Genomic DNA, 26,571 nt, shown 5'->3' with positions numbered 1-26,571 from the left:
AAAAATGATTTTTGATTCACATGCACATTATGACGATGAGAGTTTTAATGAAGATCGAGAGCAAGTTATAAAAGAGCTAAAGGAAAATAATATAGTTGGAGTTTTGAATTGTGGAGCTTCCCTTCAAGGAGCAAGGGATTCAGCTATTCTTGCAGAAAAATATGATATATTTTATGCAGCGGTAGGAATACATCCTGAAAATGCTGATGAGCTTACAGAGGAAGCTGTAGAAGAAATCAAAGAATTGGCTAAAAAGGATAAGGTAAGGGCTATAGGGGAAATTGGACTTGATTATTATTGGGATGAGAATCCACCAAAAGAAGTTCAGAAAGCGGCTTTTAGGAGACAGATGGAGCTTGCAAAAGAATTAGACTTACCAGTTGTTATTCATGACAGAGAGGCACATGGAGATACTTTGAAAATTATAAAAGAATTCCCAGAAGTAATGGGAGTTGTTCACTGTTTTTCAGGCAGTGTTGAATTTGCTCGTGAGTGCTTAAAATTAGGATATTACATAGGTTTTACAGGGGTTGTAACCTTTAAAAATTCTAAGAAAATAGTAGAAGTAGCAAATGAAGTTTCTTTAGATAGGATTTTAGTTGAAACAGATTGTCCATATATGGCACCAACACCATATAGAGGAAAAAGAAACAGATCAGAATATATAAAATACATAATAGAAAAAATATCTGAGATAAAAGGAATTTCTGTGGAAGAAGTACAAGATAAAACAATAGAAAATATTAAAAACTTGCTAAAAATATCTAGGTAGTGTAAAATGTATATAAAATGAATTGGTATAAAAAGGAAAACGATAAAATATATGATATATTTTACCAAGTAATGAATAAAAATTTACAACTTGGTAATTATATATAATAAATGTAAAAAAATACGCATAAAATATTGTGTGTAAGTTTTTACAAAGAGGATGATTATGCATATTATGCATTTTATTTACACAGAATAAGGACAAAAAGTGCTTGATTTGACGAAATATGATATGCACGATATAATGTTTAAGTCACTTTTGTCAAGGAGGTTTACATTATGTTTGAAAAATTTAATAGCGACATAAAGACCTACTTCTCAAATGGACCTAAAGTATTTTTTGTATCTATGCTAATTCTTATGGCTATAGTCATTGGAGTATTCGGCATGGAGAAAAGTGTTAATATTGTAATCGACGGAAAAGAAAAGAGCATAATAACATATACGAGTAAAGTAGAAAACATATTAAAGAAAAATAATATTGCACTGGGTCCTAAGGATATTGTAGAACCAGACTTAAATAGCAGAATAAAATCAGGAGACATTATAAAGATAGAAAGAGCTATTAATATCCAATTACAGGTTGATGGTAAAACAAGAACTGTCGCTACTACAGCAGATAATGTTGGAGAAATGCTATCGGAAGAAGGAATAGTATTATCAAAAGAAGATAAAGTTTTACCAGTAAGAGAAGAAGAAACTAAAAACGGATTAGAAGTAGTAATTACTAGAGTAAATACAAAAGTAGAGAAAAAGGTTGAAACAATTCAATTCGCTACAGAAGTAAAAAAAGATAGCGATATGAAAGAAGGAAGCAAAAAAGTTGTACAAGAAGGTGCAGCTGGACAAAAAGAAACAGAATATAAAATAGTCTATGAAGATGGAAAAGAAGTATCCAGACAAGTAGTAGGAGAAAAAGTAATCAAGAAGCCTAAGAGTAAGGTTATTGCTATGGGAACTTTAAAAACTTTAAATCTTTCTCGTGGTAGTGCGACTTATTCTAAAAAATTAAGGATGAGAGCTACTGCTTATACATCTAGTTATAAAGATACAGGTAAGAGACCTGGAGATAGAGGCTTTGGAATTACTGCGTCTGGAACAAAAACTAAAAGAAACCCTAGTGGATACAGCACAGTGGCTGTTGATCCAAGAGTTATACCACTTGGAACTAAGCTATATATAAAAGGTTATGGATATGCTATAGCTGAGGATACAGGTGGAGCTATAAAAGGTAATAAAATAGACTTATATTTTAATACCGATAGCCAGGTTTACAACTTTGGAGTTAGATACGTAGACGTGTACGTTATAAAATAGAGCGCTTAGCGCTCTTTTTTTGTGAACTAATAAACTATACTTTGATATAATTTATTAGTTATTTAAGAAAAATAAGGTATTAAAAATGAATTAACGAATTGAATAAAATTTTCTTTGGTTTATAATAGAAAGAGAAATAATTGATAAATGATGATTAGCAATTATATATTGATAATTATTAAAAGGTGGAGGCTTTTATTAAAATGATGATAAAGGAAGTTATTGTAGTAGAGGGACGAGATGATATAACAGCGGTTAAAAGAGCAGTAGATGCAGAAATGATTGCTGTTGGAGGTTTCGGTATAAATAAACAAGTAATAGAGAGAATAAAAGAAGCACAAAAAAGACAAGGGGTAATTGTATTTACAGATCCTGATTTTGCAGGGGAAAAGATAAGAAGAATAATATCTAAGAGAGTAAGTGGACTAAAACATGCCTATATAACTAAACAAGAAGGACTTCGTGATGATGATATAGGAGTAGAAAATGCTTCTCCTGAGACTATAATTAGAGCATTAAAAAATGCAAAGTGTGAAGTAAAAGAAAGAAGAGATTTTTTTAATACACAAGATTTATATTATTTTAATCTTACAGGAAATAGTGAGGCTAAGAAAAGAAGAGAAGACCTTGGAAGAGAACTTGGAATAGGATACTGTAATTCTGCACAATTTATAACTAGACTAAATAACTATGGAATAAGCAGAGAAGAGTTTATGACTGCTATTAATAAAATAAGTAAGGAGATGTAGAATGGAAAGAGTAAATACTAAAGAATTAGTAAAGAAATATGATTTTAAATTTACTAAAAGTTTAGGACAAAATTTTTTAATAGATCATAGAGTATTAGATGATATAGTAGAAGGTTCCGAAGTTTCAAAAGAAGATTTTGTAATAGAAATAGGTCCTGGAGTAGGGACTCTTACTAAAGAATTATTAACAAAAGCAAAAAAAGTATGTGCTGTTGAATTGGATTCAGAACTTATACCTATACTTGAAAATGAACTTGGAGAGTTTGAAAATTTTAAGCTTATACATAAAGATGCTTTAAAAGTAGATTTTAATGAAATAATAGGGGATGAAAAAAATGTCAAAGTAGTAGCTAACTTACCGTATTATGTTACTACTCCTATAATAGCTAGAATTTTAAATCAAAATTATAACTTTAAATCTTTAACAATAATGATTCAAAAAGAAGTGGCAGAAAGAATAGATGCGGAGCCTAACTGCAAAGAATATGGTTCTCTTTCTGTACTTGTACAATATTATTGTGATACTAAAATAGTTAGAACAGTTTCTCCAACATCATTTGTACCACAACCTAAGGTAGATTCTATAATTATAAGATTAGATAAGTTAGATAAACCTAGAGTAGAAACTAAGGATAAAGATTTGTTTTTTAAGATAGTAAGACAATCTTTTAATATGAGAAGAAAAACTTTAAGAAATGCAATAAAAAGCATGAAAATTATGGATGCAGAAACAATGGAAAAGGCTTTTGAAAATGCAAACATAGATTCTAAAAGAAGAGGAGAAACTTTATCTCTTCAAGAATTTGCAAATTTGGCTAATGCAGTATATGATCTTACAGTTAATAGTTAAGAATTAATAATAACAGTTTAATAAAAAAATAAAAGTGAAAGTCATAGATTAGATATGGCTTTCACTTTTATTTTTTTATAAATACCCATAACTTCAATATTTTAAAGCATTTATAGAACCGCTTATCTAAACTTTTTTAGAAAAGAGGTCATTTTTTTTAAACATAGCATATATTATAATAATGAATAAGATTGTTGGGGGGAGAATAGGTGGCAGCTAAAAAAAATTATAGCAGGTACTTTATTATATTACAGGAAGATGAGAAGGGATTTTCATCAGATGCTAGTAAATTTCCAACAGGATATGCTAAAATTGAAAAGAAAAGTGAAAAATGCAAAGTATCATATTATGTTCAAAATTTAAAAAAAGATAAAGAACCGTATTATATGATTTTAATATGTGATAAGAAAAGTGAAAAGAAGTTAATAAAATTAGGTGAAATGAACATAGATGATTATGGAAGAGCAGAAATTTCATACGAATATGACATAAATAATATAGCCTATAGTGGTATGTCTATGGACAAAATTAAAGGAGCCGCTGTAGTAAATTTTCAAGATTCAAATATGAAATCCGTTTTAACAGGTTTTATTAGTGGAGTTAGATTGAATGATTGGAAGAATTATTATATGATACAAAATAAAGTACAATCAAGACAAGATACAAGTGATAATGTAGAAACTAATGAAGTAATTGTAGAGGATAAAAAGGTTAAAACTGATAGTACTAATTTGCAGCATGAGAGTAAAAGAGTTAAAGAAAATAAAGTTAAGGATAAGAAAGCTAAAGAAGAAAGCGTTAAAGATGAGAAAGTTAAAGAAGAAATAGTTGAAAATAATAATAGAAAATTAGAAGAAGTGGATGATGTTAATAAAAATAAACCAAAAGATGATATCTTTGATAAATATGAAAATGACATAGAACAATATAAGAACATAAATGACGATACAAGTGAAGGAAATGATAGATCAGATGACATAAATGATATAAATGATATAAATGATAGTGAGAATAATGATGGTATAGATAATGATGATATAGATAATGGTAAAATAGATGAAGTAATTGATAATACATCTAAATTTGAAGAGTATAGAGGAGAAGAAGTAAGAGATAAGCATAAAGAAAAGTATGAGTGTAAATGTAAAGAAAAGTATGAGTGTAAGTGTAAGAAAGATGAGCAGGATTATCCTATAGGAGTACAAGGTGAATTCTTCAAGAACTTAGCTAAAGGACTTGAAGAGGTTTCAGATGTATGTCCTGAAGTAGGAAAATGTAAATGGTATAAAGTTCCTGTAGAAAGCTTAGAAGATATAAATAAAACAACTGATTTAAATAAATATACAGTTGTATATTATCCTATGATTTGCTATTATCCTTATATTAAAAAATATGGGCATTATCTTTTAGGATATAAATGTGATTCAAAAGGTAAAATGAGATATTTAGTATATGCAATACCTGGTACTAAAGTTATGCATGATCAACCATTTGGTGGAACGACAGGTTTTGCAACTTGGGTTTGTAAAGATTACAAAGAGGATAAGATGTATAGCACAGGATATTGGGTAATGTTCTATGACTTTAAAAATTCGAGAGTTATGGTACCCGTTATATAAAAAGTATAAAACTAACTGCTTAAAAATAGGCAGTTAGTTTTAATATTTTTTGATTGTTTTTCATATAGTATTATATATTTGAATATAGAATATGGAGGAATTTTATGAAGATTATAGTAATAAACAAAAGGAAACTACAAGTTATTATTGTTGCTATTATATTGATGACAGTTATTTTTGGAACGGGACAAATACTAGAGGGACATATAAAGTCAGTAAGCTTCATACAAAATAATATTAGTTCTTTAAAGGAATATACGGCTTTAGATGGTGTATTAACTTACAAACTGCCATCAGAGTGGAGTTCAAAAACTCAAAGTTTTCCAGGTAATGAAATAGTATATCATAATGATTTTCAATCTAATGATTTTGTTATAAATGGATTTGTTCAGGTTTGGAACATAAAAAATGATTTAAAGGATTTTTTAATCAAAAGTAAAGAAGTATCTGAAAAGCAAAATATAATAAGAAATTACAAAATGAATGATATAAAAATAAATAATAGGAAAGGATATTCAATAAAGTATAATATGTTAGTTAATAACACTAGTTATACTGTTTATGAATATTTTTTAAAGAATAATAATCAGTTTATTAGAGTTTCTTTTTTTATAAAGAGTGAAAATTTTAAAGAAAGCTTTGTAGCTTTATTTGAAAGTATAGTTAAAACAGTAGAAACTAAGTAACAAATAGGATGAAATGTAATTGATTTAGGTTTTTTTAAGTATTATAATCTTATACAAGGGACAAAGAGAAGCGTAATGCTTCTTTTATTATTTTGGGAGGTAAAATTATGAAACCTGTTTTATTTGAAATTTTTGGATTGAAAATATATGGTTATGGAGCAATGATAGCCATAGGAATAGTTTTTGCCCTTATACTTTTGTCAAAAAGAAGCAAGAAAAAGGGCTATGATGAGGATAAGATATGGGATATGTCTATGTTTACGATAATTTTGGGAGTTTTAGGTGGAAAAATCCTATATATAATAACTGAAATTAAATATATTATAGCTAATCCATCGTCAATTATTAAAGATTTTGGAAGTGGTTTTGTTATATATGGTGCCATAATAGGTGGAATTTTAGGAATAGTTTTATACTGCAAAAAGAAGAAATGGAGTGTATTAGGAATATTAGATTTAGTAATACCAAGCCTACCATTAGCTCAAGGCTTTGGAAGAATAGGATGTTTTTTAGCTGGCTGCTGTTATGGAAGAGAGACTCATCTTCCTATAGGTGTTATATTTAAAGACTCATTATTCGCGCCTCAAGGGATTAGACTCCATCCAACTCAATTATATTCTTCAGCATTTGATTTTTGTTTAGCTTTATTTTTGATATGGTATGATAAAAAAGAAAGACAAGATGGAAAGCTTTTTTCTATGTATGTTATAATTTATAGTATTGGAAGATTTATTGTAGAGTTTTTGAGGAATGACCCAAGAGGAAATGTAGGAATACTGTCAACGTCTCAATTTATTGCTATCTTTACATTAATTATTGGGATTATTATTTTTAATATACAAAGATTAAAAAAAGCAAAGGCATAAAGGTTATTTTAAAGCTTAGGAGGTAAGCTTGTGTTTAAAAAACTAAGGGTTTTATTTATTATAATAGTAATAGCTTTCAGCAGTACCTTGTTGGGGTGTGGACAGATTGATAAGTTGAAAGTAAAAATGGGAATGAAAAATAAAGATTTTGAATACATAAAACAAGGAAAGGTTAATAAAGTAATTATACAAAATGTAAGAGATAAAGGTTTCACTTTTATAGTTACAGATAAAAATTCGATAAAAGAATTATATGATATCTTATCAGAAGCCAAGGAGGTTAATAATAAAATATCTTTGGAACCAGATTATACTTTAGAATTGCATGAAGGCATAAATAAGGTTTATAAATTTAACTATATTGCTGGTTATGATAAAAGTGATGCAGGAAATCTTTATAGCGGTGATAAAATGTACATTGTATCCAAAAGGCTTGATGACGATATTATAAAAATTTTTTGGGATATAAGAATACCAAAACAATTTAAAGAGGTTTATCACAATTCTATGCTTAAAGCTTTAGATGATTATAGTAAAGCCTTAAAAGGCGATGAAAAAATAGGAATTGATATAGATGATGAGGAAGTAGCTAAATTTATTCTGACAATGGATATAGAGGAATTTAAGGAAAAACTAAAAAATAATCAAGAAATAATAAAAAATGATGATAGAGATAAATATGATATTACTATGGATATATGTACAGAAGGTTATAAGTCTGATATATATAAATGCATAATTACTTTTTTTAATAAGAAAACTAAAAAGGAAACTAATTACTATTTTATTAATAAATATGAATTGGGAACATGGAATTTTAATATGAGTAAAGATAAGAAACCAGAAAATTTTTAAAGTGTTTTTGGCATTTGATAAAAACAAGGATAGTGATATAATGTTATTGGTGTATTTTGAATTTAAGCTTAGGAGGAATAGAAATGAGTAGTTGTGATACTTGCCCAAGTAAAGGAACATGTAATGAACAAAGTTGTTCAAAGATGCTTCCAAAATACGGAAAAATAAAAAATATAATTGGTATTATTAGTGGTAAAGGTGGAGTTGGTAAATCTACAGTTACAGGAATACTTGCAGCACAGCTTTCAAAGGCTGGATATAAAGTAGGAGTTTTAGATGCTGATATTACTGGACCTTCAATGCCAAGAGTTTTAGGAATAAGTGATAAAAGAGCACAAGTTATGCAAATGGAAGGAACAGAAGAAGTTAGATTTACACCTGTTGAAACAGAAGGTGGAATAAAGGTAATGTCTTTAAACCTATTAACTGAACAAGAAGATCAGCCAGTTATATGGAGAGGACCTTTAATTACTGGAGTTTTAAACCAAATGTATGCTGATACAATGTGGGGAGAATTAGATTATCTTCTAATTGATATGCCGCCAGGAACAGGAGACATAGCGTTAACTATAATGCAGAGTACTCCAATAACTGGAATGGTTGTAGTTTCAACTCCACAAAATATGGTTTCTATGATAGTTAAAAAAGTTGTTGTAATGATAGAAAAAATGAATGTTAACTTATTAGGTGTTGTAGAAAATATGTCTTACATAAAATGTGGAACTTGTGGAGAAAAACTAAGAGTATTTAGTAAAAAGCCAGCAACAGAGCATGCTGAATATCTAGGTGCATCACTGCTTGCAGAAATGCCTATAAACTTAGATATGATTGAAAGCTTAGAAAATGGAAAAATGGAAAGTTATATCAAAGAATCTAAAGAATATGAGCAGTTATTTGAGAAATTTATGGAACAGTTAAATAAATAAAAAGTACGACATAGGTTACTAGTAACTTATGTCGTGCTTTTTTTTATTTGTGATATAATTAAATAAAAAAGTTATTCATTTTATCATTGGTTATTTCATTTGAGAAGGATAAATTAATATTAACGGTATCACCTACTTTTGAATTTGGAGGAATATGAGATATACATAAATCAATAGTTGTTCCATTATCAAAAACTATAAAAGCATCTGTTTTGTTCATATCTAATATTTTTCCTTGCATAAAAAATCTCCTTTTGAGTTTGTTTATTAAATATTTTTTGCTATATATGTATTAATTATTCGCATATAAGAAGTTATATATTTTTTTGTTAAATATGTATTTGCAAGGAGTGTAAAGATTGGATACAGATTTTATTTTATATTTTGTAATAGGAGTATTAACCATTTTAGTTATAAAAGAATATTATAAAATAAAAAAATTAAGAGAAAAATTGCTAACATTACAAAAAGTTAATGATCATTTCTATTTAATAGGCAATCAAATTAATAAAGTAACGAGTAAGGAAGACTTGTATAGTGTTATGTTGGATACAGCAATTGATTTGATTCCTGAACCTAATAAAGGGAGTGTACTTATTTTAGAAGAAGATGGGAAGTTCCATTTTAAAGTAGTAAGAGGATTTTCAGAAGAACTTAAAAATTTATCTTTAAGTAGAGAAGAAGTATTTTTGCATGAAACTAATAATTTTAGTGATTCTGTAATAATAACAAATTCACCAGAATTTGATGAACAATTTATGGGCTGTAACAATAGAGGTAAATTACAACAAATAGGAGCTTTAGGTATTAAATCTACTTTAAGTACCCCTATATATTTAGATGATGAACTTGTAGGTGTAATAAATATTGATAGTGATGAAGAAGGGACAATTTTTACAAAAGATGATTTAGAGTTAATGAAGCATATAAGAAATCAATTACAATTAGTGTTGAAAAATTTTATAATTCAAGATGAATTAAGATATATGGTAAATCATGATTATTTAACAGGTATATATAATAAAAGGATATTTAATAATATTTTGAAGATAGAACTAGAGGAAATGAAAAAAAATCATACTAAATTATTTCTTGCCACAATTGATATTGATGATTTCAAGAAAATAAATGATAATTATGGACATATGATAGGAGATAAAACTTTACAACACTTTACAAAAGTACTAAGAAAAAATTTAAATAGAAATAATGATATATATGCAAGAGTATCTGGAGACGAGTTTGTTGTTTTATTTAAAGACTCTTCAGATGAAAAGGTGAGAAAAGTACTAAATAATACAAGAAAGATGCTTAATGAAGAAGTAATTGATAATATAGAAGATATAAACGTAAATTTTAGCTATGGAATATGTGAAATAGATTATGATAAAAATTTATGTATAAATGAAATTTTCAATATTGCTGATAAAAATATGTATAAGGACAAAAAAAGAAAAGGGGATATGAGAATGTAATGGATAACTATGAAGTCATTTTAAGGCTTGGACTTGCCATTTTTATTGGAGGACTTCTTGGTTACGAAAGACAATATAAAAATAGACCAGCAGGACTTAGAACGCATATTTTAGTTTGTGTTGGTGCGGCTATAATATCAATGATACAGCTCCATATTACTACTGATACAATAGCACTCATTATTGAGCATCCAGAACTTTCAAATGCACTTAAAGCTGATATGGGAAGATTAGGTGCTCAAGTTATATCAGGAATAGGTTTTTTAGGAGTTGGAACGATAATACGTGAAAAAGGATCAGTTAAAGGGCTTACTACAGCTGCAAGTATTTGGACTGTAGGATGTATTGGGCTTGCAATTGGCATGGGATACTATTTTTTAAGTATTATATCAGCTGTAAGTGTTTTTTTTACAGTGGTTCTTTTAAGAAGGTTTGAATCTAACTTCTTTAAAAAAGTAAATTTAGTAAAATTACAAATAGAATATTACAATAAAGAAGACTTGAATTTAGAATTAACAAGTTATTTTAAAAGTAAAAATATCAAAATAAAAGATGTACAATTTTTGATACATGGAAGAGAAGAAAATACTTTATTTAGAAAGTGTTTATATATAATATTGGTTCCAAGGTATGTTAAAATAGGTAAAGTTATTGAAGAATTAAATAGTTTTGAGAAAATAGTGAAAGTAATAAAAGAATAATGTTGCCAATGGCAACATTATTCTTATTTTTTGATTCTGCTTTCAAAGTCTTTTTGTATTGCTTCAAGACGTTTTGTGCCGTCTATACGTTTTTGTCTTGCTTCATTCTCGATTTGTTTAGTTTCTTCTATACCTTGTATGATAGTTTGCCATGTTTTTTCAAGAGTTTCTATTTGAATAGAACTGCCAGAAGCAAGTTGAGCTGTAAGCTTAGATTGCATTGCAGTATTTTGTGCATTTCTAAGTAATAATTCATTTGTTTTCTCATCTAAAGCAGCCATAGCCTTTGATTGAACAGCTTGCCTTTTAAGAGTTATAGCTTGTATTAAGCTTTGCTTAAATATAGGTATAGTAACTATAAAAGCAGAGTTTATTTTTCTAACTAAATTATAGTTACCTTGCTGTATTAATTTAATTTGAGGCATTGTTTGAAGAGAAACATTTTTAGCAAGTTCTAAATCATAAACTCTTTGTTCTAGCATTTGCAAAAGCTGTGTGCCATTAGATAAATTTAGTTGATCTATTTGTTCTGTTGAAGCTGCAGCTTTGTTTTGAAGCTGAGGAAGAATATTATTCTTAAAATCTTCAACAACTAGGTTTCCAGCACAAATATATTGTTCAAGAAGAGTATAATATTCCATATTTTTGTTGAACATTTCATCTAGATTTTGATTTGAAGTATTTATTTCAGCTTCATATTTTTTTAATTGAATATAAACCTTATCAACTTCTCCGCCCATTGTATGATACTTTTGGAATAGAGCTTCTATAGAATCTTTAGCTTTATTAAAAAGTTTTGCAAAGAATCCTGGCTTTTTATCTTCAAAATCCTTTATATCAAATTTATCCATTATCTTATTAAGCTGTGTTAGAAGTTTCCCAGAATCTTCTACAGAAGTTGTTCGGATTGAACTCAATATTCTATCTGAGAAGCTAGAAATTTCTGTTGCTGTATCTTGACCAAACCCCATTATACTGTCAACGTTTTGTACGTCGATTTGTTTTGCAAGAGCTGTGACTTCTGGTGAGTTTTTTACTTTTAAAGCAATTTCATTGGTTTCTTTTTCTAAATTAATTCCTTCCGCTTGTAAAGCCATCATTTCATTTGTATTATTTAGCATAAAAATCCTCCTTATTTAAAAAGCTTAGACCAAAAAGAATCTGATTTATTTTTATGAATGGAATTTAAATTAGGTATTTCTAAATTAAATTTAATATCTTCCAGCTTATGAGTATCAAAGTATTTTTCATAAATTTTTTGTTCAATATTGTTATAGCCTGTAGGAGTAAAAATCACTATGTCAAATCCTATTAAGTTTAAAAAGGCTAACAGAATAAAGTCTTCATCACTAAAGATACTTTCATTATTATCATAAACTAATATTTTGGGTATTTTGAATGGATAATCAAACTTTTGAATCAATTCTAGTATTTTTTTATCCATAGTTAATATAGTCATTAAAATTTTAAGTCTAAATTCCGTGTTGAGTGAATCTTTGAAAAATGATAATTTAAGTAACTGATTTATTTTATCTATAATAGTATTTTGTAATGAAGTTTTTAAGTAAGAAAATTTATAAAGTTGATTTTTAAATAGACTTTCTTTGTCTACTAATCCATTTTTGTCGAAGCAATATTCTAGAGAATATAAATCATACCTTGAATAAGTAACTTTGGTATAAGGAATTTGAGGTATGAAAAGTAAATTTTCTGCTTCTTTTAGCTCTGCAAATTCTCTCCAGTACATGTTTAAATCATTATGAACACCACTAATTTTGGCAAATAGATTTGGAAGATATACTGTTCCATTTTCAATTTTAAAGTCAGGACGCATTCGTGCTTCTTCCTTCCAAAGAATCTTAAGCTCATCATAGGTCGTTTTTAAGGTTAAAGGATGAGTTTTATATTGTTCAAATTGCCAAGGCTTATAAAGACCATCTTCTTCATTATAAATAACATTTGAGATTTCACTTGAAGCTTTAAAAGCTGTTGTTTCTTGTCTTATTATTATTTCTTCCAAAGGAAATTCTTTTAATGGTAATGTGTTAGGTAAAGTTATAAGCTTTGAATGAACTTGATTCTTATCTATTGCGTCAAAAACTTGATCATTATAAGAATTAATATATAGAACATCGCAGCCTATTTTAGATAGAAATAGTAAAAAGTAAGCTTCATGTTTTTTAATATCTCCATAATACAATATTTTAGGGCTATATATTTCACCTGTAGAATTTTTTAGATAGTCAAATTTCTTAAATAAATTTGGTATAAATTTATATATCCACATAAGTATTTTTAAACTAAAGTTTTTAATTTTAGCTGTATTTATGATAGATTGTGTATTTAAATATATCTCTAAGATAGAACTAAAGCTTTTAATTATAGAAGAATTTATTATTTCTTCTCTCAAATCAGGAAAAGCCTCAGCTTCTACTAATAACGATAATAAAATGTCTTTTTCATTTTTATTAAAGTTAGGTATAGCTTTCCATACATTATTGGTTTTATTTATTAGTTCTGTATTTATATCAATATGAAGATCATTAGTGATTTTTAAATACAAATCTCCAAGAGATTCTAATTTCTTATCTAATTTATATAAATCATTATAATATTCATCTTGCTTTTCTTTAATTCCTATATATCTATAGAAATATACTGGTATTATAGGCATAGGTTTACCAATAAAGCCACTTCTTTTATTTAAAGAACATGAAAAATCTTTAAAAATATCATTAGAAGTTTTAAGAGATGAACTTATAGAATTCATATAATTACTTACATTAAAAGTCTTAACGGAAGTTTTAATTTGTGGTTGAGGTATATTTAAATTTATCTTTTTAGGTAGATTTAAAATCTTAGAATAATGTCCTTCCTTATCAATCAATGAAAAATCACAGTCAGAAGGAGAATTTATATATAGAACATCACAACCTAAACGAGATAAGAAAATTAAGAAATATACTTCATGTTTTTTTATATCACCATAGTAAATGACTTTTGGATTTATAATTTCCGAATTGCTTGAGACTTTTAAATTGAAATTTTGTATTAAACTTGGTATAAAGTCATTTATCCATGTAATTAATTTCAAAGTGAAATTTTTGACTTTAGTTAAATTCAAATTTGGTTCTTTTTTTAGATACAACTCTAATATCTGATGAAAACTTTCTTCAATAGAAGAATTTAATAAGGCACTATCTATATTGGAAATTGAGCCATTTCCTTTTAATATTTTAATTAAAGTTTCTATTTTGGTATTATCAAAAGGTTCTAGGCTGTTTCTACTCCAAGCCATTTGAATTTTTTCTACTAATTTAGAATTATTTTTAAAAGGTATATTAGAAATAAATTTTAAGTATAAGTTGTTTAGCTTAGACAATTTTTCCTCTAATTTATACAGTTCATCATAATATTCTTCTTCGTTTTCTTTAATACCCATACACCTATAAAAATAAACAGGCAGGATTGGACTAGGACCATTCATAAATCCAGTTCTTTTGTTTAAAGGTATTAATATATCATTGAAAATATTATTTGAGTTTTGGAGAGAAGAATTTATAAATTTTCGAATATTAACCATATATCATGCCTACTTTCAAATAATTAATTAGATTAAAATATTGTCTATTATAATATATTAGACAAAAATTTTGCAAATCCTATTAAAAATTTCAAAAATAATGTGAATTTTACATGAACGTTATGGATGATAATTTCACTTATGATATACTAACAATAATAAATTAAGTATTGTTTATAGGCATTTATTCTAAAGATAAATTGTAAGAGGAGAGGATTTAATGTTTAATTTTAGAGTACATCAAGAATTAAGTTGTGTGGCAGAAGGAGATGGACATTTTTTTGCTAGAGTTGGAGCTATGGTAGCTCAACAGGGAAGTTTCACAGCGGAAAAGGTTTTGCTAGATACAAACCAAAATAGAAGTATTTTAAATTCAGTGATTAATCTTGCGGCTAGAAAACTTACAGGAGAGAATATACCTATAATGAAAGTCAGCGGCAGAGGTACATATTATATGGCTAGTCATGCACATCATGTTAGTGTAATAAAGCTACAGCCAGGTCAAAGTATTGGAGTTGAAGGAGAAAATTTACTTGCTTTTACTGAAGGGTGTAAATACGGTGTTAGATTTATAGGAAGTGGAGTTATATCACAAAAAGGAATGTTTACATCAAATCTTACAGCGGTAGGAAACAATCCACAGGTTGCTATAACTACAAATGGAAATCCAATAATACTTGAAACTCCTTGTGTTGTAGACCCAGATGCAGTTATATGTTGGACAGGACCGGATCCAAGCTTCAGAGCAGATGTAAACTGGAAGACATTTATTGGACAAACCTCTGGAGAATCCTATTTCCTTGAATTTAATAGTCCAGGAGAAGTTGTTATAGTTCAGCCTTGTGAAAGAGCTTCAGGGCTTAATCTAGCAATTGATTAATAAAGGAGACAGCACATTATGTTAAATATAGATAATCCTAATATAAGTATCCGTAATTCGGAGCAGCGTAGGTATGGAAGTTTAGTTGTTGAGACATCAATAAGGAAAGAAAAAGGTTTTATTGATTTGTCACAGCCTGTACAAGCTATAGAAAGGCAAATGAGAAGTACAGGTAATATAGTTAATTCTCAAAATAGCAGCGGATATACAAATGTGGTGAATAGTTCAGGAAGTGTAAATCAAGTGGCTGTGAGTGGAGAGAGTACTACTGATAAACCAGCTAAAAATAAAGCTGTAAGAACTAGTATAAATGCTAATAATTCTATGCGACTTCAGCGTGGACAGAAGATAAGTATAAATTCCAAAACTCAAAATCTTTCAAAGCTTGTTGTTGGATTAGATTGGGATGTGAATTTTAATGGAAATACTGAATTTGATTTAGATACATCAATATTTATGGTAGACGGAAACAATAATACAGCAGAAGAAAACTTTATTTTTTATGGTAATCCTAGAAGTAGAGATGGAGGAGTTATTTTAGATAAAGATCATAATTCTTTATTAAAGGATGGATTTGATGGAACTGTTGAGATTAATTTAAATTTAATTCCATCACATATTCAAAAGCTTGCTTTCACTGTAACTATCTACGAGGCAGATAAACGCCATCATAATTTTGCAGCAGTATCTAATGGATATTTTAGGATTATAGATGCTAAAACTAAGAGCGAAATTATAAACTATAATTTCAACCAAGGATTAAAATATGAAACAGCAGTTGTAGTTGCAGAAATTTATAGATATAAAAATGAGTGGAAAATATCGCCTATAGGAAGTGGGTTTAATGGAGGTCTTCAAGCTTTGTGCGATAACTATGGAATAGATACAAAATAGAAGAATAAAAGGAAGAGCAAGAACATAAATATTCTCCACATTCTTGCTCTTTTTTATGTTTATTTTTACTTAAGTTAATTTCTTTAATTTTCTTTTTATTTTTCTTCCTAGCAATTGGTTATTTCATGGAAAAGTTCAAGGAGTTCCAGTTCCAATAATATTTCTTAATAGTGAAATAATAAAGGCATTAAGCAAAGCTTCTATAGGTTTGTGTTAAGAAAAAAGTAAAAATATCGAAAATATTATAAAGGCATGTAATGAGAGGGTGAAAACGATGTCCCTATTTAATTTTATTTTATCTTTATTTCGATCAAAAAAACAAAAAGTATGTTCTAATAGATGTAATGAGTGTAATGAAGTTTGCTGCAATGTAGAAAAAAGAAAATTAGTTAAAAAACAGTTGCAGGAAAAGGAAATAAGAGTAAAATGTGCACAAAAAATTGGAAATCTAGGAAGTTGGGAATGGGATTCTAAATCAAATACACTGAATTTTTCTGATGAAATATATGAAATGTTTGGTATAAATAAAGAAGATTTTGAAGAAGATTTTGAAGACATTATGCAGAATGTAATTCATGCTATGATAGAAGAAATATTGATAAAAAAAGAAGACTCGCAGATAATAATGCCTATAGAGTTTAAAATGGTAAAATCAAACAGAGAAGAAAGATGGATACGAGCAAATGGAACTTCTGTGTATGATGATAATGGAAATAGAATTAAAATGATTGGTGCTATTCAGGATGTTACAGAATGGAAGAATGCTGAGGTAGCACTTCAAGAAAATTTAGAGTTTTTTCAAACACTTATCGATACAATTCCTAATCCAATATTTTATAAAGATGAACATGGAGTTTATAAACATTGTAATACTGCCCTTGCAGAATATCTAGGACTAAAAAAAGAAGAACTTGTTGGTCATACTGTACATGAGGTTTATCCTAAAGAATTTGCGGATATTTATTATAAAGCAGATAACAAGTTAATGAATAGTAGGGGTAAGCAGATATATGAAGCGGGACTTATGCATAACGATGGATCATTCCACGATGTTGTTTTTAACAAAGCGGCTCTTGTGAATCAGCAAGGTAAGGTTAAAGGGTTGGTTGGAGTTGTGGTTGATGTTACAGAACGAAATAAGGTAAAGAAAAGAATGCAAACATTATCAAAATTAAAGGATTCTATGTTGGAAATAAATCAAGCTATTATCGGAATGAACAATATTAATGAATTATTCAATTTAATTTTAGAAAAGGCAATTGCATCTATTGATGAAGCAACTATTGGAGCTGTATTAGTTTTAGATGAGAACAAAAACCTAAGAATTAAAGCACATAAAGGTTATAAGCTTGAAGAGGTGAAAAATTTTAGTATTGGACTAAAAAGATCATTTGCATGGTATGAGACAAAAGGAAACATAGATAAAACAGTTATTATTAATGATATTAACAAAATAGAAAATTTAAATATTTTAGATACTGAAGAAGGAAATACAATAAAATCTACTATTAGTGCACCAATTATAATAGAAGGGCAATTATATGGTTTTATAAATCTTGATAGTGTTCGGAATTACGTATATGACGAAACACATTTAGAAATAATGGAATATATGAGGCATCAAATTGAAATTGCTATTAGTAAGCATAAACTTTATGAAGAAACTATATATTTATCTAGATATGATAAATTAACTAATGTTTATAATAGAAGATATTTTGAAGAATTAATTGATAAATCTATTCATAAATCTAGAATAGATAATAAACAATTTTCATTTGTGGTGTTTGATTTAAATGGATTAAAAGTTGTTAATGATACTTATGGACATTTAGCGGGAGATGAGTTTATAAAAAGCTTTACAAGTAATTTAAGTAAGTGTATTGGAACTTCAGATATTTTAGCAAGACTTGGTGGAGATGAATTTGTAGGAGTTTTTTTTGATACAGATTCACAAGCTTTAATTAAAAAATTTGAAGAGCTAATCATATATTTTGAAGATAATCCTATAGTATTTAAAGAGAATGAGTTTATCTGCAGCTACAGCTATGGTATTGCTAAATTTAACCAAGATGGTGAAAAATATGATGAATTAATGAGAGTTGCTGATGAACGGATGTATAAATACAAACAAAAGATAAAGAATAGTAAGGAGTATCTTAAAAGCACAAATATACTATAAATGCAGGTAATTTATGGATTGACTTATGCATACATTGACATTGCAAATATTAAGGAATACAATATTATTAAATAATAAATTGTACAACAGTTCAAATATTTAGAGAGAAATCTTTAAATATTTGTTCTATACAAAAATGATAACCTAACAGAAAAGAGCAATCTAATCTGAAAGGAAATTAGATATAGAGACACATATACCATGGAGAAAATCCAAGGTTTATTTGTTATACGAATTCTAACTTTCCTTTCTTAGGGAAGTTTTTTTAATTTATAGGAAATTATAAAATTTTATAATTTCCAACCTTAAGCATCCTAATATATACCTTTGTTATTTGCCAAGGAGGAAGAAAATATGAGAAAAATTGCTGTAATTAGTGCTATTTTAGAAGAACCTGCAAAGTGTCAACAACAGTTCAATGAAGTAATAGCTAGTTTTAAGGGAATTATTAGAGGAAGAATGGGGATACCTTTTGAAGAAGGAATATCAGTAATTGCTATAACTGTTATTGGAGATTTAAATGAAATAAACAGTCTTACTGGTAAGCTTGGGAACATTGAAAATGTTTTAGTAAAAACATCTATATCAAAGAAAGAGATATAAACTATGAAAAAGCTAATTGATAAATTATATAGAGAAAACTATTTAGATGAAAAGGAATTACTGGATTTACTTAATAATATAAACAAAGAAAACAAGGATTATCTAATAGATAAAGCTCACCAAACTAGAATGAGAACATATGGTGATAAAGTTTTTATGAGAGGACTAATAGAGTTCACTAATTACTGTAAAATGGATTGTGTTTATTGTGGTATTAGGGCATCAAACAAAAATGCTGATAGATATAGATTGACTATAGAGGAGATTTTATCAGCTTGTGAAATGGGAGATAGACTTGGATACAAGACCTTTGTTCTTCAAGGCGGCGAAGATGCTTTCTATACTGATGATAAAATTGTCGAAATAATCAGAGAAATAAAGAAAGAATTTCCAGACACTGCGATAACTCTTTCTATAGGAGAAAAGTCTTATGAATCCTATAAAAGATATTATGATGCAGGAGCTGACAGATATCTTTTAAGGCATGAAACGGCATCAAAGGAACTATATGAAAGGTTACATCCTAAGGCTAGTTTTGAAAACAGAAGAGAATGTTTGTGGAATTTAAAGAAGATAGGTTATCAAGTAGGGGCTGGCTTTATGGTAGGACTTCCAGGACAGACTAATGAAGATTATGTAAAAGACCTTCATTTTTTAAAGGAACTTCAACCACATATGATAGGGATTGGTCCCTTTATTTCACATAAAGATACACCTTTAGCGCATAAAGAAAATGGAACATTAGAAGAAACTGTAGTAATGCTGGCTCTTATAAGATTATTTTTACCTGATGTTCTGCTGCCCGCAACTACAGCTTTAGGAACTATAGATCCATTAGGAAGAGAAAAAGGATTAAAAGCTGGTGGAAATGTAGTTATGCCTAATTTATCACCAATATCAGTACGAGAGAAATATTCCTTATACAACGGGAAAATATGTACAGGAGACGAGGCTGCCGAGTGCAGAAAGTGTATAGAAGGAAGAATAACCAGAGCTGGTTTTTCTATTGATATGTCAAGAGGGGATAATATAAATTGGAGGAGGAAATAGAATGTTTATTAATCACGAGTATATTGAAAATTTATTAGAAGAGGCTAAAGGAGCAAGTAAGGAAGAGATTCAAAAGGTTCTTAATAAGGCGGAAAAGAAAAAAGGGCTATCACATAAAGATATAGCTATTTTGCTGCAAATAGAGGATGAAGAACAGTTAAAGGAAATGTATAGTATAGCAGGAGATATTAAAAAGTCTATTTACGGAAATAGAATAGTTGTTTTTGCACCACTATATGTTAGTGACTATTGTGTAAATAATTGTGTTTATTGCGGATATAAAAAATGTAATCAATTTGCAAGAAAAAAATTAACAAGAGAAGAAATTCAGCAAGAGGTTAAGATACTTGAAAAGATGGGACATAAAAGATTAGCACTAGAGGCAGGAGAAGACCCTGTAAATTGTGATATAGACTATATTCTAGATGCAATAGATGCAGTATATAAAACAGAAAATGAAAATGGTGTTATTAGAAGAATAAATGTTAATATTGCAGCTACAACTGTTGAAGATTATAGAAAATTAAAGGAAGCTAAGATTGGAACTTATATATTATTCCAAGAAACTTATCACAAGCCTACTTATGAAAAAATGCATCCCAAATGTGTAAAAGGAGATTATGAATATCACCTAACTGCTTTTGACCGTGCTATGGAAGGCGGAATAGATGATGTTGGTGGAGGAGTATTATTTGGACTTTCAGATCCTAAATTTGAAGTATTAGCTTTGATGCTTCACAATGACCATTTAGAAGAAAAGTATGGAGTTGGATTTCACACTATATCTTTTCCAAGACTTAGAAAAGCAGAAGGAATGGATTTAGAGACGTTCCCACATTCAGTAGATGATGATATGTTTAAAAAGATAGTAGCTATTACAAGAATTGCAGTTCCATTTACAGGGATTATTATGTCTACAAGAGAAAGTGCAGAAATGAGAAGAGAACTTTTAAAATATGGAGTTTCTCAAATTAGTGCAGGTTCATGTACTGGTGTTGGTGGATATAAAGAGCATGAAGAAGGAAAGGCTATAAATCAATTTGATTTAGCAGACCACAGAAGTCCACTAGAGGTTTTAAAGCAATTAATTGATGACAAGTATATACCAAGCTATTGTACTGCCTGTTACAGAAAAGGAAGAACTGGAGATAGATTCATGAGGCTTGCAAAATCAGGTCAGATTCAAAATGTTTGTGGACCTAATGCTATGATGACTTTAATGGAATTCATTTTAGATTATGGCGATGAAGAGTTATATAAAAAAGGTGAAGCATTAATTCGTGAGGAAGCAGCAAAAATAGAGAGAGAAGATATAAGAAAATTAGTGTTAGATAATATGGAAAAGCTTAAAAAAGGAGAAAGAGATTTGTACTTATAGGAGTAGGAGGATAAAATGAATAATACACCAAATGCAAATAGAAAACACATAGCACTTTATGGGAAAAGAAATGCAGGTAAGTCTTCGTTGTTGAATGCTATAATTGGTCAAGATATATCCTTGGTATCTTCTGTAAAGGGAACTACTACAGACCCTGTAAGTAAAGCTATGGAGTTAATTCCTCTAGGACCAGTAGTTTTTATAGATACTGCTGGGTTAGATGACATGGGAGAACTTGGAGAACTTAGAGTTAAGAGAAGTCTTAAAATACTTCAGAGAACAGATTTTGCCCTTTATGTTATGGATATAAACGACATAGACGAGGATGCTTATAAAGAAACTGTAAGAAACTTTAAGCAGTATAGTATTCCTTATATAACCGTAGTTAACAAAGTAGATACTGTTTCAAAACATAGATTAGAAGAAGTTAGAAGTAAATTTGATGATGCTATATTGGTATCTGCAAGTAAAGAAGAAAATATTCTATTTTTAAAGGACGAGTTAATTAAGAGAATAGAAGAAGGCGAAAAGGAACTACCTATAGTTGGAGACCTTCTTCCTTATAACAGCAAGGTTATTATGGTTGTTCCTATAGATTCAGAGGCTCCAAAGGGAAGAATAATTCTTCCACAGGTTCAATTAATTAGGGATTGTTTGGATCATGGAATAAAAAGTTATGTGGTAAGAGATACGGAACTAGAGTCAGCTCTTGATGATATCAAAGATGTGGATTTAGTTGTAACTGATTCACAAGCTTTCAAAAGAGTAAGTGAAATTGTACCAAAAGACATAAAACTAACTAGTTTTTCAATCTTGTTTGCTAGGTATAAAGGAGATTTGGATGCGTTTTTAGAAGGAATTTCTAAAATAAATAAGCTTGATGAAAATTCAAGAATACTTATATCTGAAAGCTGTACCCATAATCATTCCCACGAAGATATAGGAAGAGTTAAAATTCCCAAAATGTTAAGACAGCATACAGGCAAGGATTTAAAATTTGAATTTAAAATGGGGCATGATTTCCCAGAAGATTTAGGTGATTATGATCTTGTTATACACTGCGGATCATGTATGTTAAATAGAAAGACTATGTTAATAAGAATAGATATGTGTAGAGAAAAAAATGTTTTCATCACAAATTATGGTGTTTTATTAGCTTATTTAACTGGAATTCTTGAGAGAAGCGTGGAAATCTTTAAGAATGTTGAGAAGCAACATTTAGTAACCAGTGATCAGTAACAAAATTAAAGAAATTAAATTAAAATAAAAATAAACATAAGAAAGAGCAAAAATATAGGAAATATCTATGTTTTTGCTCTTTTTTTATTTAAGTTTAGGCTTTACTTTAGGAAAAAACTTCCTTTACTAGTTACTGGCCTCTGGCCACTGGTTACTAGAATAAAATTACTTCACAATTATTCTCTTACCCAATAGGCATACTTTGTACTATGCTAATCATAAAAATTAATAAGGCTAAAAAATAATTGATTAAGTATACAAAAATTAGTCTAAAAAATAGTTAACAGGGGGAGTTAGAATGGCTGTTATTCAAACTGCAGAACAAGCTGTAGGTAACATCAAGGGCGGTATGGCAGTAATGATTGGTGGATTTCTAGGTGTTGGTGCTCCATTAAAAATGATTGATGAACTTGCTAGTGCAAATGTTAATGACTTAACACTTATAGGGGTAGTAGGATCCTATCCTGGTGGTGGATTAGATATTGGCAAGCTTTCGGCAAACAAACAAATTAAAAAATTTATAGGTTCTCATATAGGTACTGATCCTGAATTTGTAAAGCAATATAATACTGGAGAATTAGAAGTAGAGTTCAATCCTATGGGAACTTGGGTAGAAAGAATTCGTGCTGGTGGAGCAGGATTGGGAGCAGTAGTTACACCAACAGGACTAGGCACTGAAGCAGAAGAAGGACGAGATAAATTAGTTGTAGATGGAAAGGAATATTTAGTATATCCTCCGTTAAAAGCAAATGTAGCAATAATAAAAGGATATAGAGCAGATAAGGTTGGTAACATTGAATATAGAGGAACATCTTTAAATTCAAATCCAGTCATGGCGACTGCTGCCGATTTAGTAATAGCTGAAGTTGATGAAATAGTTGAAATTGGTCAAATTCCTTATAATCATGTTGGAACACCAGGAATATTGGTAGATATAATTGTTCAAGGAAATTCATTTGAAGATAGAAAAAAATATTTTGAAGAATTATGGACTAAAAATAATAAATTAAGATAGGGAGGGGTATTAAGTGAGTGCTAGAGAAATAATTGCTCGTAGGATTGCAAAGGAATTTAAACCTGGAATGGTTGCTAATCTTGGATTTGGAATGCCAACTATGTCTGCAAACTATATTCCAGAAGGAATAGATGTAATTTTACAAACAGAAAATGGGGGATTGTTATTTGGTTCTGCTCCAAAAAAAGGAGAATCGGACCCTGACTTAGGTAATGCAGGAGGAGAACCTATTACAATGCTTCCAGGTTCATCAGCATTTGATTTATCCTTCTCATTTTGTATCATTAGGGGAGGACATGTAGATATGACAGTTTTAGGAGCCCTTGAAGTTGATCAACAAGGAAATATTGCAAACTGGAAAATACCAGGTAAATTTGTTCCAGGTATGGGAGGCGCAATGGATCTTTTAGTTGGAGCAAAAAAAGTAATAGCCGCTTTAGCTCATACAGATAAAAAAGGAAATTCTAAGATACTTAAAAAATGTACTTTACCATTATCAGCAGCTGGTGTAGTTGATCTTATAATAACAGAAAAAGCTGTTATCGAAGTAACAGATAAAGGGCTTGTATTAAAAGAAGTAGCTCCAGGGGTTAGTGTAGATGAAGTGATAAAATTTACTGAAGCAGAGTTAATAGTTCCAGAGAATGTTGGAGTTATGGAGTTATAATTATAATGAGTATATTAGAGGAGTTAAAATCCATTTGGGATTTTAGGTCCTTTGTGCTTTACATACGAACAATAAAAAGAATTAGAATATACATATTAGAAAATTTATGAAATTACGAAATATAAAATTAGAAAAAGATAAAAATGTTCGTAAAATTTCTTGACTTTAAAATGTGAATTTGCTAATATGGACAAGTGCTAAAAATGAAAACAGATATAAAAGGGGAAAAACAAATGGAATCATATTTTAAATTAAAAGAAAATGGAACTAATGTTAAAACAGAAGTTTTAGCAGGAATAACTACTTTTATGACTATGGCTTACATATTAATTGTAAATCCCGCAATATTATCAGCTGCAGGAATGGATTCTGGAGCAGTATTTACAGCTACTGCACTATCAGCGGTTATTGCAACTGCAATAATGGGATTATATGCAAAGCTTCCTTTTGCTCAAGCACCAGGTATGGGACTTAATGCTTTCTTTGCTTTTACAATAGTTAAGCAAATGGGATATAGCTTTGGATTTGCATTAACAGCAGTATTTTTAGAAGGAATAATTTTTATTTTACTTACAGCATTCAATGTTCGTGAAGCAATAGTAGATTCTATTCCTATGAATATAAAAAGAGCAATTTCAGTAGGAATTGGACTTTTCATTGCTTTTATAGGTTTAGATAATGCTAAGGTTATTATACATCAAGAGCACAGTACAATTCTTCAACTTGGTAATGTAACAAGTGGAACTGCACTGCTTGCTATTATCGGAATCGTAATTACTGGAGTATTACTAGCTAAGAATGTAAGAGGAGCATTACTTATAGGTATTGTTGCTACAACAATAATTGGTATTCCTATGGGAATAACTCAAGTGCCAGGTGGAATTATAAGTGCACCACCATCTTTAAGCCCTATATTCTTTAAGTTAGAATTCCATAATATATTTACTTTTGATATGTTTATTGTGTTATTCACACTATTATTTATGGATATGTTTGATACAGTAGGAACTTTAGTAGGGGTTGCTACTAAGGCTAAAATGTTAGATGAAAATGGTAAAGTGCCAAGAGTAAAAAAAGCTTTATTTGCAGATGCTATAGGAACTACTTTAGGAGCTTGCCTTGGAACAAGTACAGTAAGTACTTTTGTAGAAAGTGCATCAGGAGTTGCTGAAGGTGGAAGAACAGGATTAACTGCTCTATCAACAGCAGGAATGTTTGCCATAGCATTATTCTTCGCACCACTATTTACAATGATTCCATCTCCAGCTACTACGCCAGCACTAATCTTAGTTGGATTATTTATGATGGAGCCTATTAAAGAAATAGATTTAATTGATTTTACAGAAGCTATACCAGCTTTCTTCACTATAATAATGATGCCGCTTGCATACAGCATATCAGACGGTATAGTATTTGGAATAGTATCATATATATTCTTAAAAGTTTTAACAGGAAGAGCGAAAGAAGTTACAATACCTACATACATAGTAGGAATATTGTTTATAGCAAAGTTCTTTGTATAAAGATATGTTTTAAAAATGTTGATAAAGCCTGTATCTCATGAATTTGAGATGCAGGTTTTTAAAGTTTTATTTGAAGATTAATAAAAAAGTTTTTGTGTCTTAGATAACTATTTTTTAATTTATTTCGTATATGTATATGAAATAAGAATTTTAACAATAATAATTAGTAGAATTATCTAGGAGGAACGATAATGAAAAGGATTTTAAGTTTAGCGATTGTAGTTTTATCAATTTTTGCATTTGGAGGATGCGCCAAGAAAACACCTAATGTTCCAGTAAAAGATATAGTAGAAAGCATTAAAAATCAAATGACTGAAGATATGAAGGCTGCTGGTGCTCCAGAGGAGAGTTTTAAAGACGGAAAGCTACCTGGATTTATGGAAATAGATTTAACATCAGAAGAGACTGAACCATTTGCTAAACCAGTTAAGGAAAAATATAATATGGAAGACCTTGAAGAAGGTATTGTATTACAGCAAATGATGAGTGTTAAATCAGACTTAATAATAGTACTAAAAGCAAAAGATGAGTCTAAAGTAGAAAATTTAAAAGCGGTATTAGAAAAAGAAAAAGAACAACAAGAAAAAATTTGGTCACAGTATTTACCAGATCAATATGAAAAAGTTAAGAATAATATAATAAAAGTAAAAGGTAATTATTTAATATATATTACTTATGAAAATCCAGAAAAAATAGAAGCTATATTTGATAATGCTTTAAAATAATGGGGAGAGGGCACTGA

At 29.1% G+C, this 26,571-nt stretch carries 24 protein-coding genes and 2 pseudogenes; 23 read left to right on the top strand and 3 right to left on the bottom strand.

What is annotated here, in order from left to right:
• Window positions 1-4: 4 nt before the first annotated feature.
• The 10 genes and pseudogenes from OXH55_RS05690 (at window position 5) to OXH55_RS05650 (ending at window position 8,639) form a co-directional block, all read left to right on the top strand.
• Window positions 5-772, top strand: coding sequence for a TatD family hydrolase (locus OXH55_RS05690; protein WP_268048695.1), 768 nt, complete (start codon window positions 5-7; stop codon window positions 770-772).
• A gap of 278 nt (window positions 773-1,050) precedes the next feature.
• Entirely contained in the window at window positions 1,051-2,088 is a 1,038-nt protein-coding gene (locus tag OXH55_RS05685; RefSeq protein WP_268048693.1) for a 3D domain-containing protein, read from the top strand.
• A gap of 206 nt (window positions 2,089-2,294) precedes the next feature.
• Window positions 2,295-2,837 (top strand): ribonuclease M5, encoded by a 543-nt coding sequence (rnmV, locus tag OXH55_RS05680; protein ID WP_268049029.1) that lies wholly within the window; start codon window positions 2,295-2,297, stop codon window positions 2,835-2,837.
• Window position 2,838: 1 nt separating this feature from the next.
• A complete protein-coding gene (gene rsmA, locus OXH55_RS05675; RefSeq protein WP_268048691.1) occupies window positions 2,839-3,687 on the top strand; it encodes a 16S rRNA (adenine(1518)-N(6)/adenine(1519)-N(6))-dimethyltransferase RsmA in 849 nt (282 codons plus the stop codon).
• A 209-nt stretch (window positions 3,688-3,896) separates the two neighbouring features.
• Window positions 3,897-4,271: pseudogene (locus tag OXH55_RS20245) on the top strand (DUF7922 domain-containing protein); the annotation flags it as partial.
• A 571-nt stretch (window positions 4,272-4,842) separates the two neighbouring features.
• Window positions 4,843-4,884, top strand: a pseudogene (locus tag OXH55_RS05670) (hypothetical protein).
• Between the two features lie 526 nt (window positions 4,885-5,410).
• On the top strand, window positions 5,411-5,992 hold the full coding sequence (locus OXH55_RS05665) for a hypothetical protein (protein ID WP_268048689.1): 582 nt from the start codon (window positions 5,411-5,413) through the stop codon (window positions 5,990-5,992).
• 107 nt (window positions 5,993-6,099) lie between these two features.
• Entirely contained in the window at window positions 6,100-6,858 is a 759-nt protein-coding gene (locus tag OXH55_RS05660; protein WP_268048687.1) for a prolipoprotein diacylglyceryl transferase, read from the top strand.
• 30 nt (window positions 6,859-6,888) lie between these two features.
• A complete protein-coding gene (locus OXH55_RS05655; RefSeq protein WP_268048685.1) occupies window positions 6,889-7,713 on the top strand; it encodes a YhfM domain-containing protein in 825 nt (274 codons plus the stop codon).
• 83 nt (window positions 7,714-7,796) lie between these two features.
• On the top strand, window positions 7,797-8,639 hold the full coding sequence (locus OXH55_RS05650; protein WP_268048683.1) for an Mrp/NBP35 family ATP-binding protein: 843 nt from the start codon (window positions 7,797-7,799) through the stop codon (window positions 8,637-8,639).
• A gap of 58 nt (window positions 8,640-8,697) precedes the next feature.
• Here the strand turns inward: OXH55_RS05650 and OXH55_RS05645 are convergent, their stop codons facing one another.
• Window positions 8,698-8,880 (bottom strand): hypothetical protein, encoded by a 183-nt coding sequence (locus tag OXH55_RS05645; RefSeq protein ID WP_268048681.1) that lies wholly within the window; start codon window positions 8,878-8,880, stop codon window positions 8,698-8,700.
• A 118-nt stretch (window positions 8,881-8,998) separates the two neighbouring features.
• Between OXH55_RS05645 and OXH55_RS05640 the strand changes: the two genes are divergently transcribed.
• The gene (locus tag OXH55_RS05640) at window positions 8,999-10,114 is read left to right on the top strand and encodes a sensor domain-containing diguanylate cyclase (RefSeq protein WP_268048679.1); all 1,116 of its coding nucleotides are present in this window, start codon (window positions 8,999-9,001) and stop codon (window positions 10,112-10,114) included.
• Window positions 10,114-10,815: an MgtC/SapB family protein gene (locus OXH55_RS05635; RefSeq protein ID WP_268048677.1), complete on the top strand. Its 702-nt coding sequence runs from the start codon at window positions 10,114-10,116 to the stop codon at window positions 10,813-10,815. Before OXH55_RS05640 ends, OXH55_RS05635 begins: the two co-directional genes overlap by 1 nt.
• A gap of 23 nt (window positions 10,816-10,838) precedes the next feature.
• Here OXH55_RS05635 and OXH55_RS05630 read toward each other — a convergent pair whose 3' ends face one another.
• Together OXH55_RS05630 and OXH55_RS05625 are read right to left on the bottom strand one after the other, a co-directional pair.
• On the bottom strand, window positions 10,839-11,936 hold the full coding sequence (locus OXH55_RS05630; protein WP_268048675.1) for a toxic anion resistance protein: 1,098 nt from the start codon (window positions 11,934-11,936) through the stop codon (window positions 10,839-10,841).
• A gap of 11 nt (window positions 11,937-11,947) precedes the next feature.
• Window positions 11,948-14,398: a YceG family protein gene (locus OXH55_RS05625; RefSeq protein ID WP_268048673.1), complete on the bottom strand. Its 2,451-nt coding sequence runs from the start codon at window positions 14,396-14,398 to the stop codon at window positions 11,948-11,950.
• A 220-nt stretch (window positions 14,399-14,618) separates the two neighbouring features.
• Here OXH55_RS05625 and OXH55_RS05620 point away from each other — a divergent pair, with 220 nt between their 5' ends.
• The 11 genes from OXH55_RS05620 to OXH55_RS05570 all read left to right on the top strand — a co-directional run bounded on the left by OXH55_RS05620 (window position 14,619) and on the right by OXH55_RS05570 (window position 26,554).
• The gene (locus tag OXH55_RS05620; RefSeq protein WP_268048671.1) at window positions 14,619-15,278 is read left to right on the top strand and encodes an AIM24 family protein; all 660 of its coding nucleotides are present in this window, start codon (window positions 14,619-14,621) and stop codon (window positions 15,276-15,278) included.
• Between the two features lie 18 nt (window positions 15,279-15,296).
• Window positions 15,297-16,172 (top strand): TerD family protein, encoded by an 876-nt coding sequence (locus OXH55_RS05615; RefSeq protein WP_268048670.1) that lies wholly within the window; start codon window positions 15,297-15,299, stop codon window positions 16,170-16,172.
• 274 nt (window positions 16,173-16,446) lie between these two features.
• Entirely contained in the window at window positions 16,447-18,354 is a 1,908-nt protein-coding gene (locus OXH55_RS05610) for a diguanylate cyclase domain-containing protein (protein ID WP_268048669.1), read from the top strand.
• Window positions 18,355-18,708: 354 nt separating this feature from the next.
• Window positions 18,709-18,957, top strand: coding sequence for a TM1266 family iron-only hydrogenase system putative regulator (locus tag OXH55_RS05605; RefSeq protein ID WP_268048668.1), 249 nt, complete (start codon window positions 18,709-18,711; stop codon window positions 18,955-18,957).
• A 3-nt stretch (window positions 18,958-18,960) separates the two neighbouring features.
• Window positions 18,961-20,007 (top strand): [FeFe] hydrogenase H-cluster radical SAM maturase HydE, encoded by a 1,047-nt coding sequence (hydE, locus tag OXH55_RS05600; protein WP_268048666.1) that lies wholly within the window; start codon window positions 18,961-18,963, stop codon window positions 20,005-20,007.
• 1 nt (window position 20,008) lies between these two features.
• Window positions 20,009-21,385: a [FeFe] hydrogenase H-cluster radical SAM maturase HydG gene (hydG, locus tag OXH55_RS05595; protein ID WP_268048664.1), complete on the top strand. Its 1,377-nt coding sequence runs from the start codon at window positions 20,009-20,011 to the stop codon at window positions 21,383-21,385.
• A 15-nt stretch (window positions 21,386-21,400) separates the two neighbouring features.
• The gene (gene hydF / locus OXH55_RS05590) at window positions 21,401-22,624 is read left to right on the top strand and encodes a [FeFe] hydrogenase H-cluster maturation GTPase HydF (RefSeq protein WP_268048662.1); all 1,224 of its coding nucleotides are present in this window, start codon (window positions 21,401-21,403) and stop codon (window positions 22,622-22,624) included.
• Window positions 22,625-22,922: 298 nt separating this feature from the next.
• The gene (locus tag OXH55_RS05585; RefSeq protein WP_268048660.1) at window positions 22,923-23,639 is read left to right on the top strand and encodes a CoA transferase subunit A; all 717 of its coding nucleotides are present in this window, start codon (window positions 22,923-22,925) and stop codon (window positions 23,637-23,639) included.
• Window positions 23,640-23,652: 13 nt separating this feature from the next.
• On the top strand, window positions 23,653-24,306 hold the full coding sequence (locus OXH55_RS05580; RefSeq protein WP_268048658.1) for a 3-oxoacid CoA-transferase subunit B: 654 nt from the start codon (window positions 23,653-23,655) through the stop codon (window positions 24,304-24,306).
• A gap of 233 nt (window positions 24,307-24,539) precedes the next feature.
• Window positions 24,540-25,829, top strand: coding sequence for an NCS2 family permease (locus OXH55_RS05575; RefSeq protein WP_268048656.1), 1,290 nt, complete (start codon window positions 24,540-24,542; stop codon window positions 25,827-25,829).
• Window positions 25,830-26,020: 191 nt separating this feature from the next.
• Window positions 26,021-26,554 carry a DUF4358 domain-containing protein gene (locus OXH55_RS05570; RefSeq protein ID WP_268048655.1) on the top strand — a complete coding sequence of 178 codons (534 nt, stop codon included), beginning with the start codon at window positions 26,021-26,023 and terminating at the stop codon, window positions 26,552-26,554.
• Window positions 26,555-26,571 lie beyond the last annotated feature (17 nt).

The sequence above is a fragment of the Clostridium ganghwense genome, from assembly GCF_026735165.1.
In the GTDB taxonomy this organism is placed as follows: Bacteria; Bacillota; Clostridia; order Clostridiales; family Clostridiaceae; genus Clostridium_H; species Clostridium_H ganghwense.
Note: the sequence above shows the minus strand (reverse complement) of the source record. Positions and strands in the feature narration are given on the sequence as shown.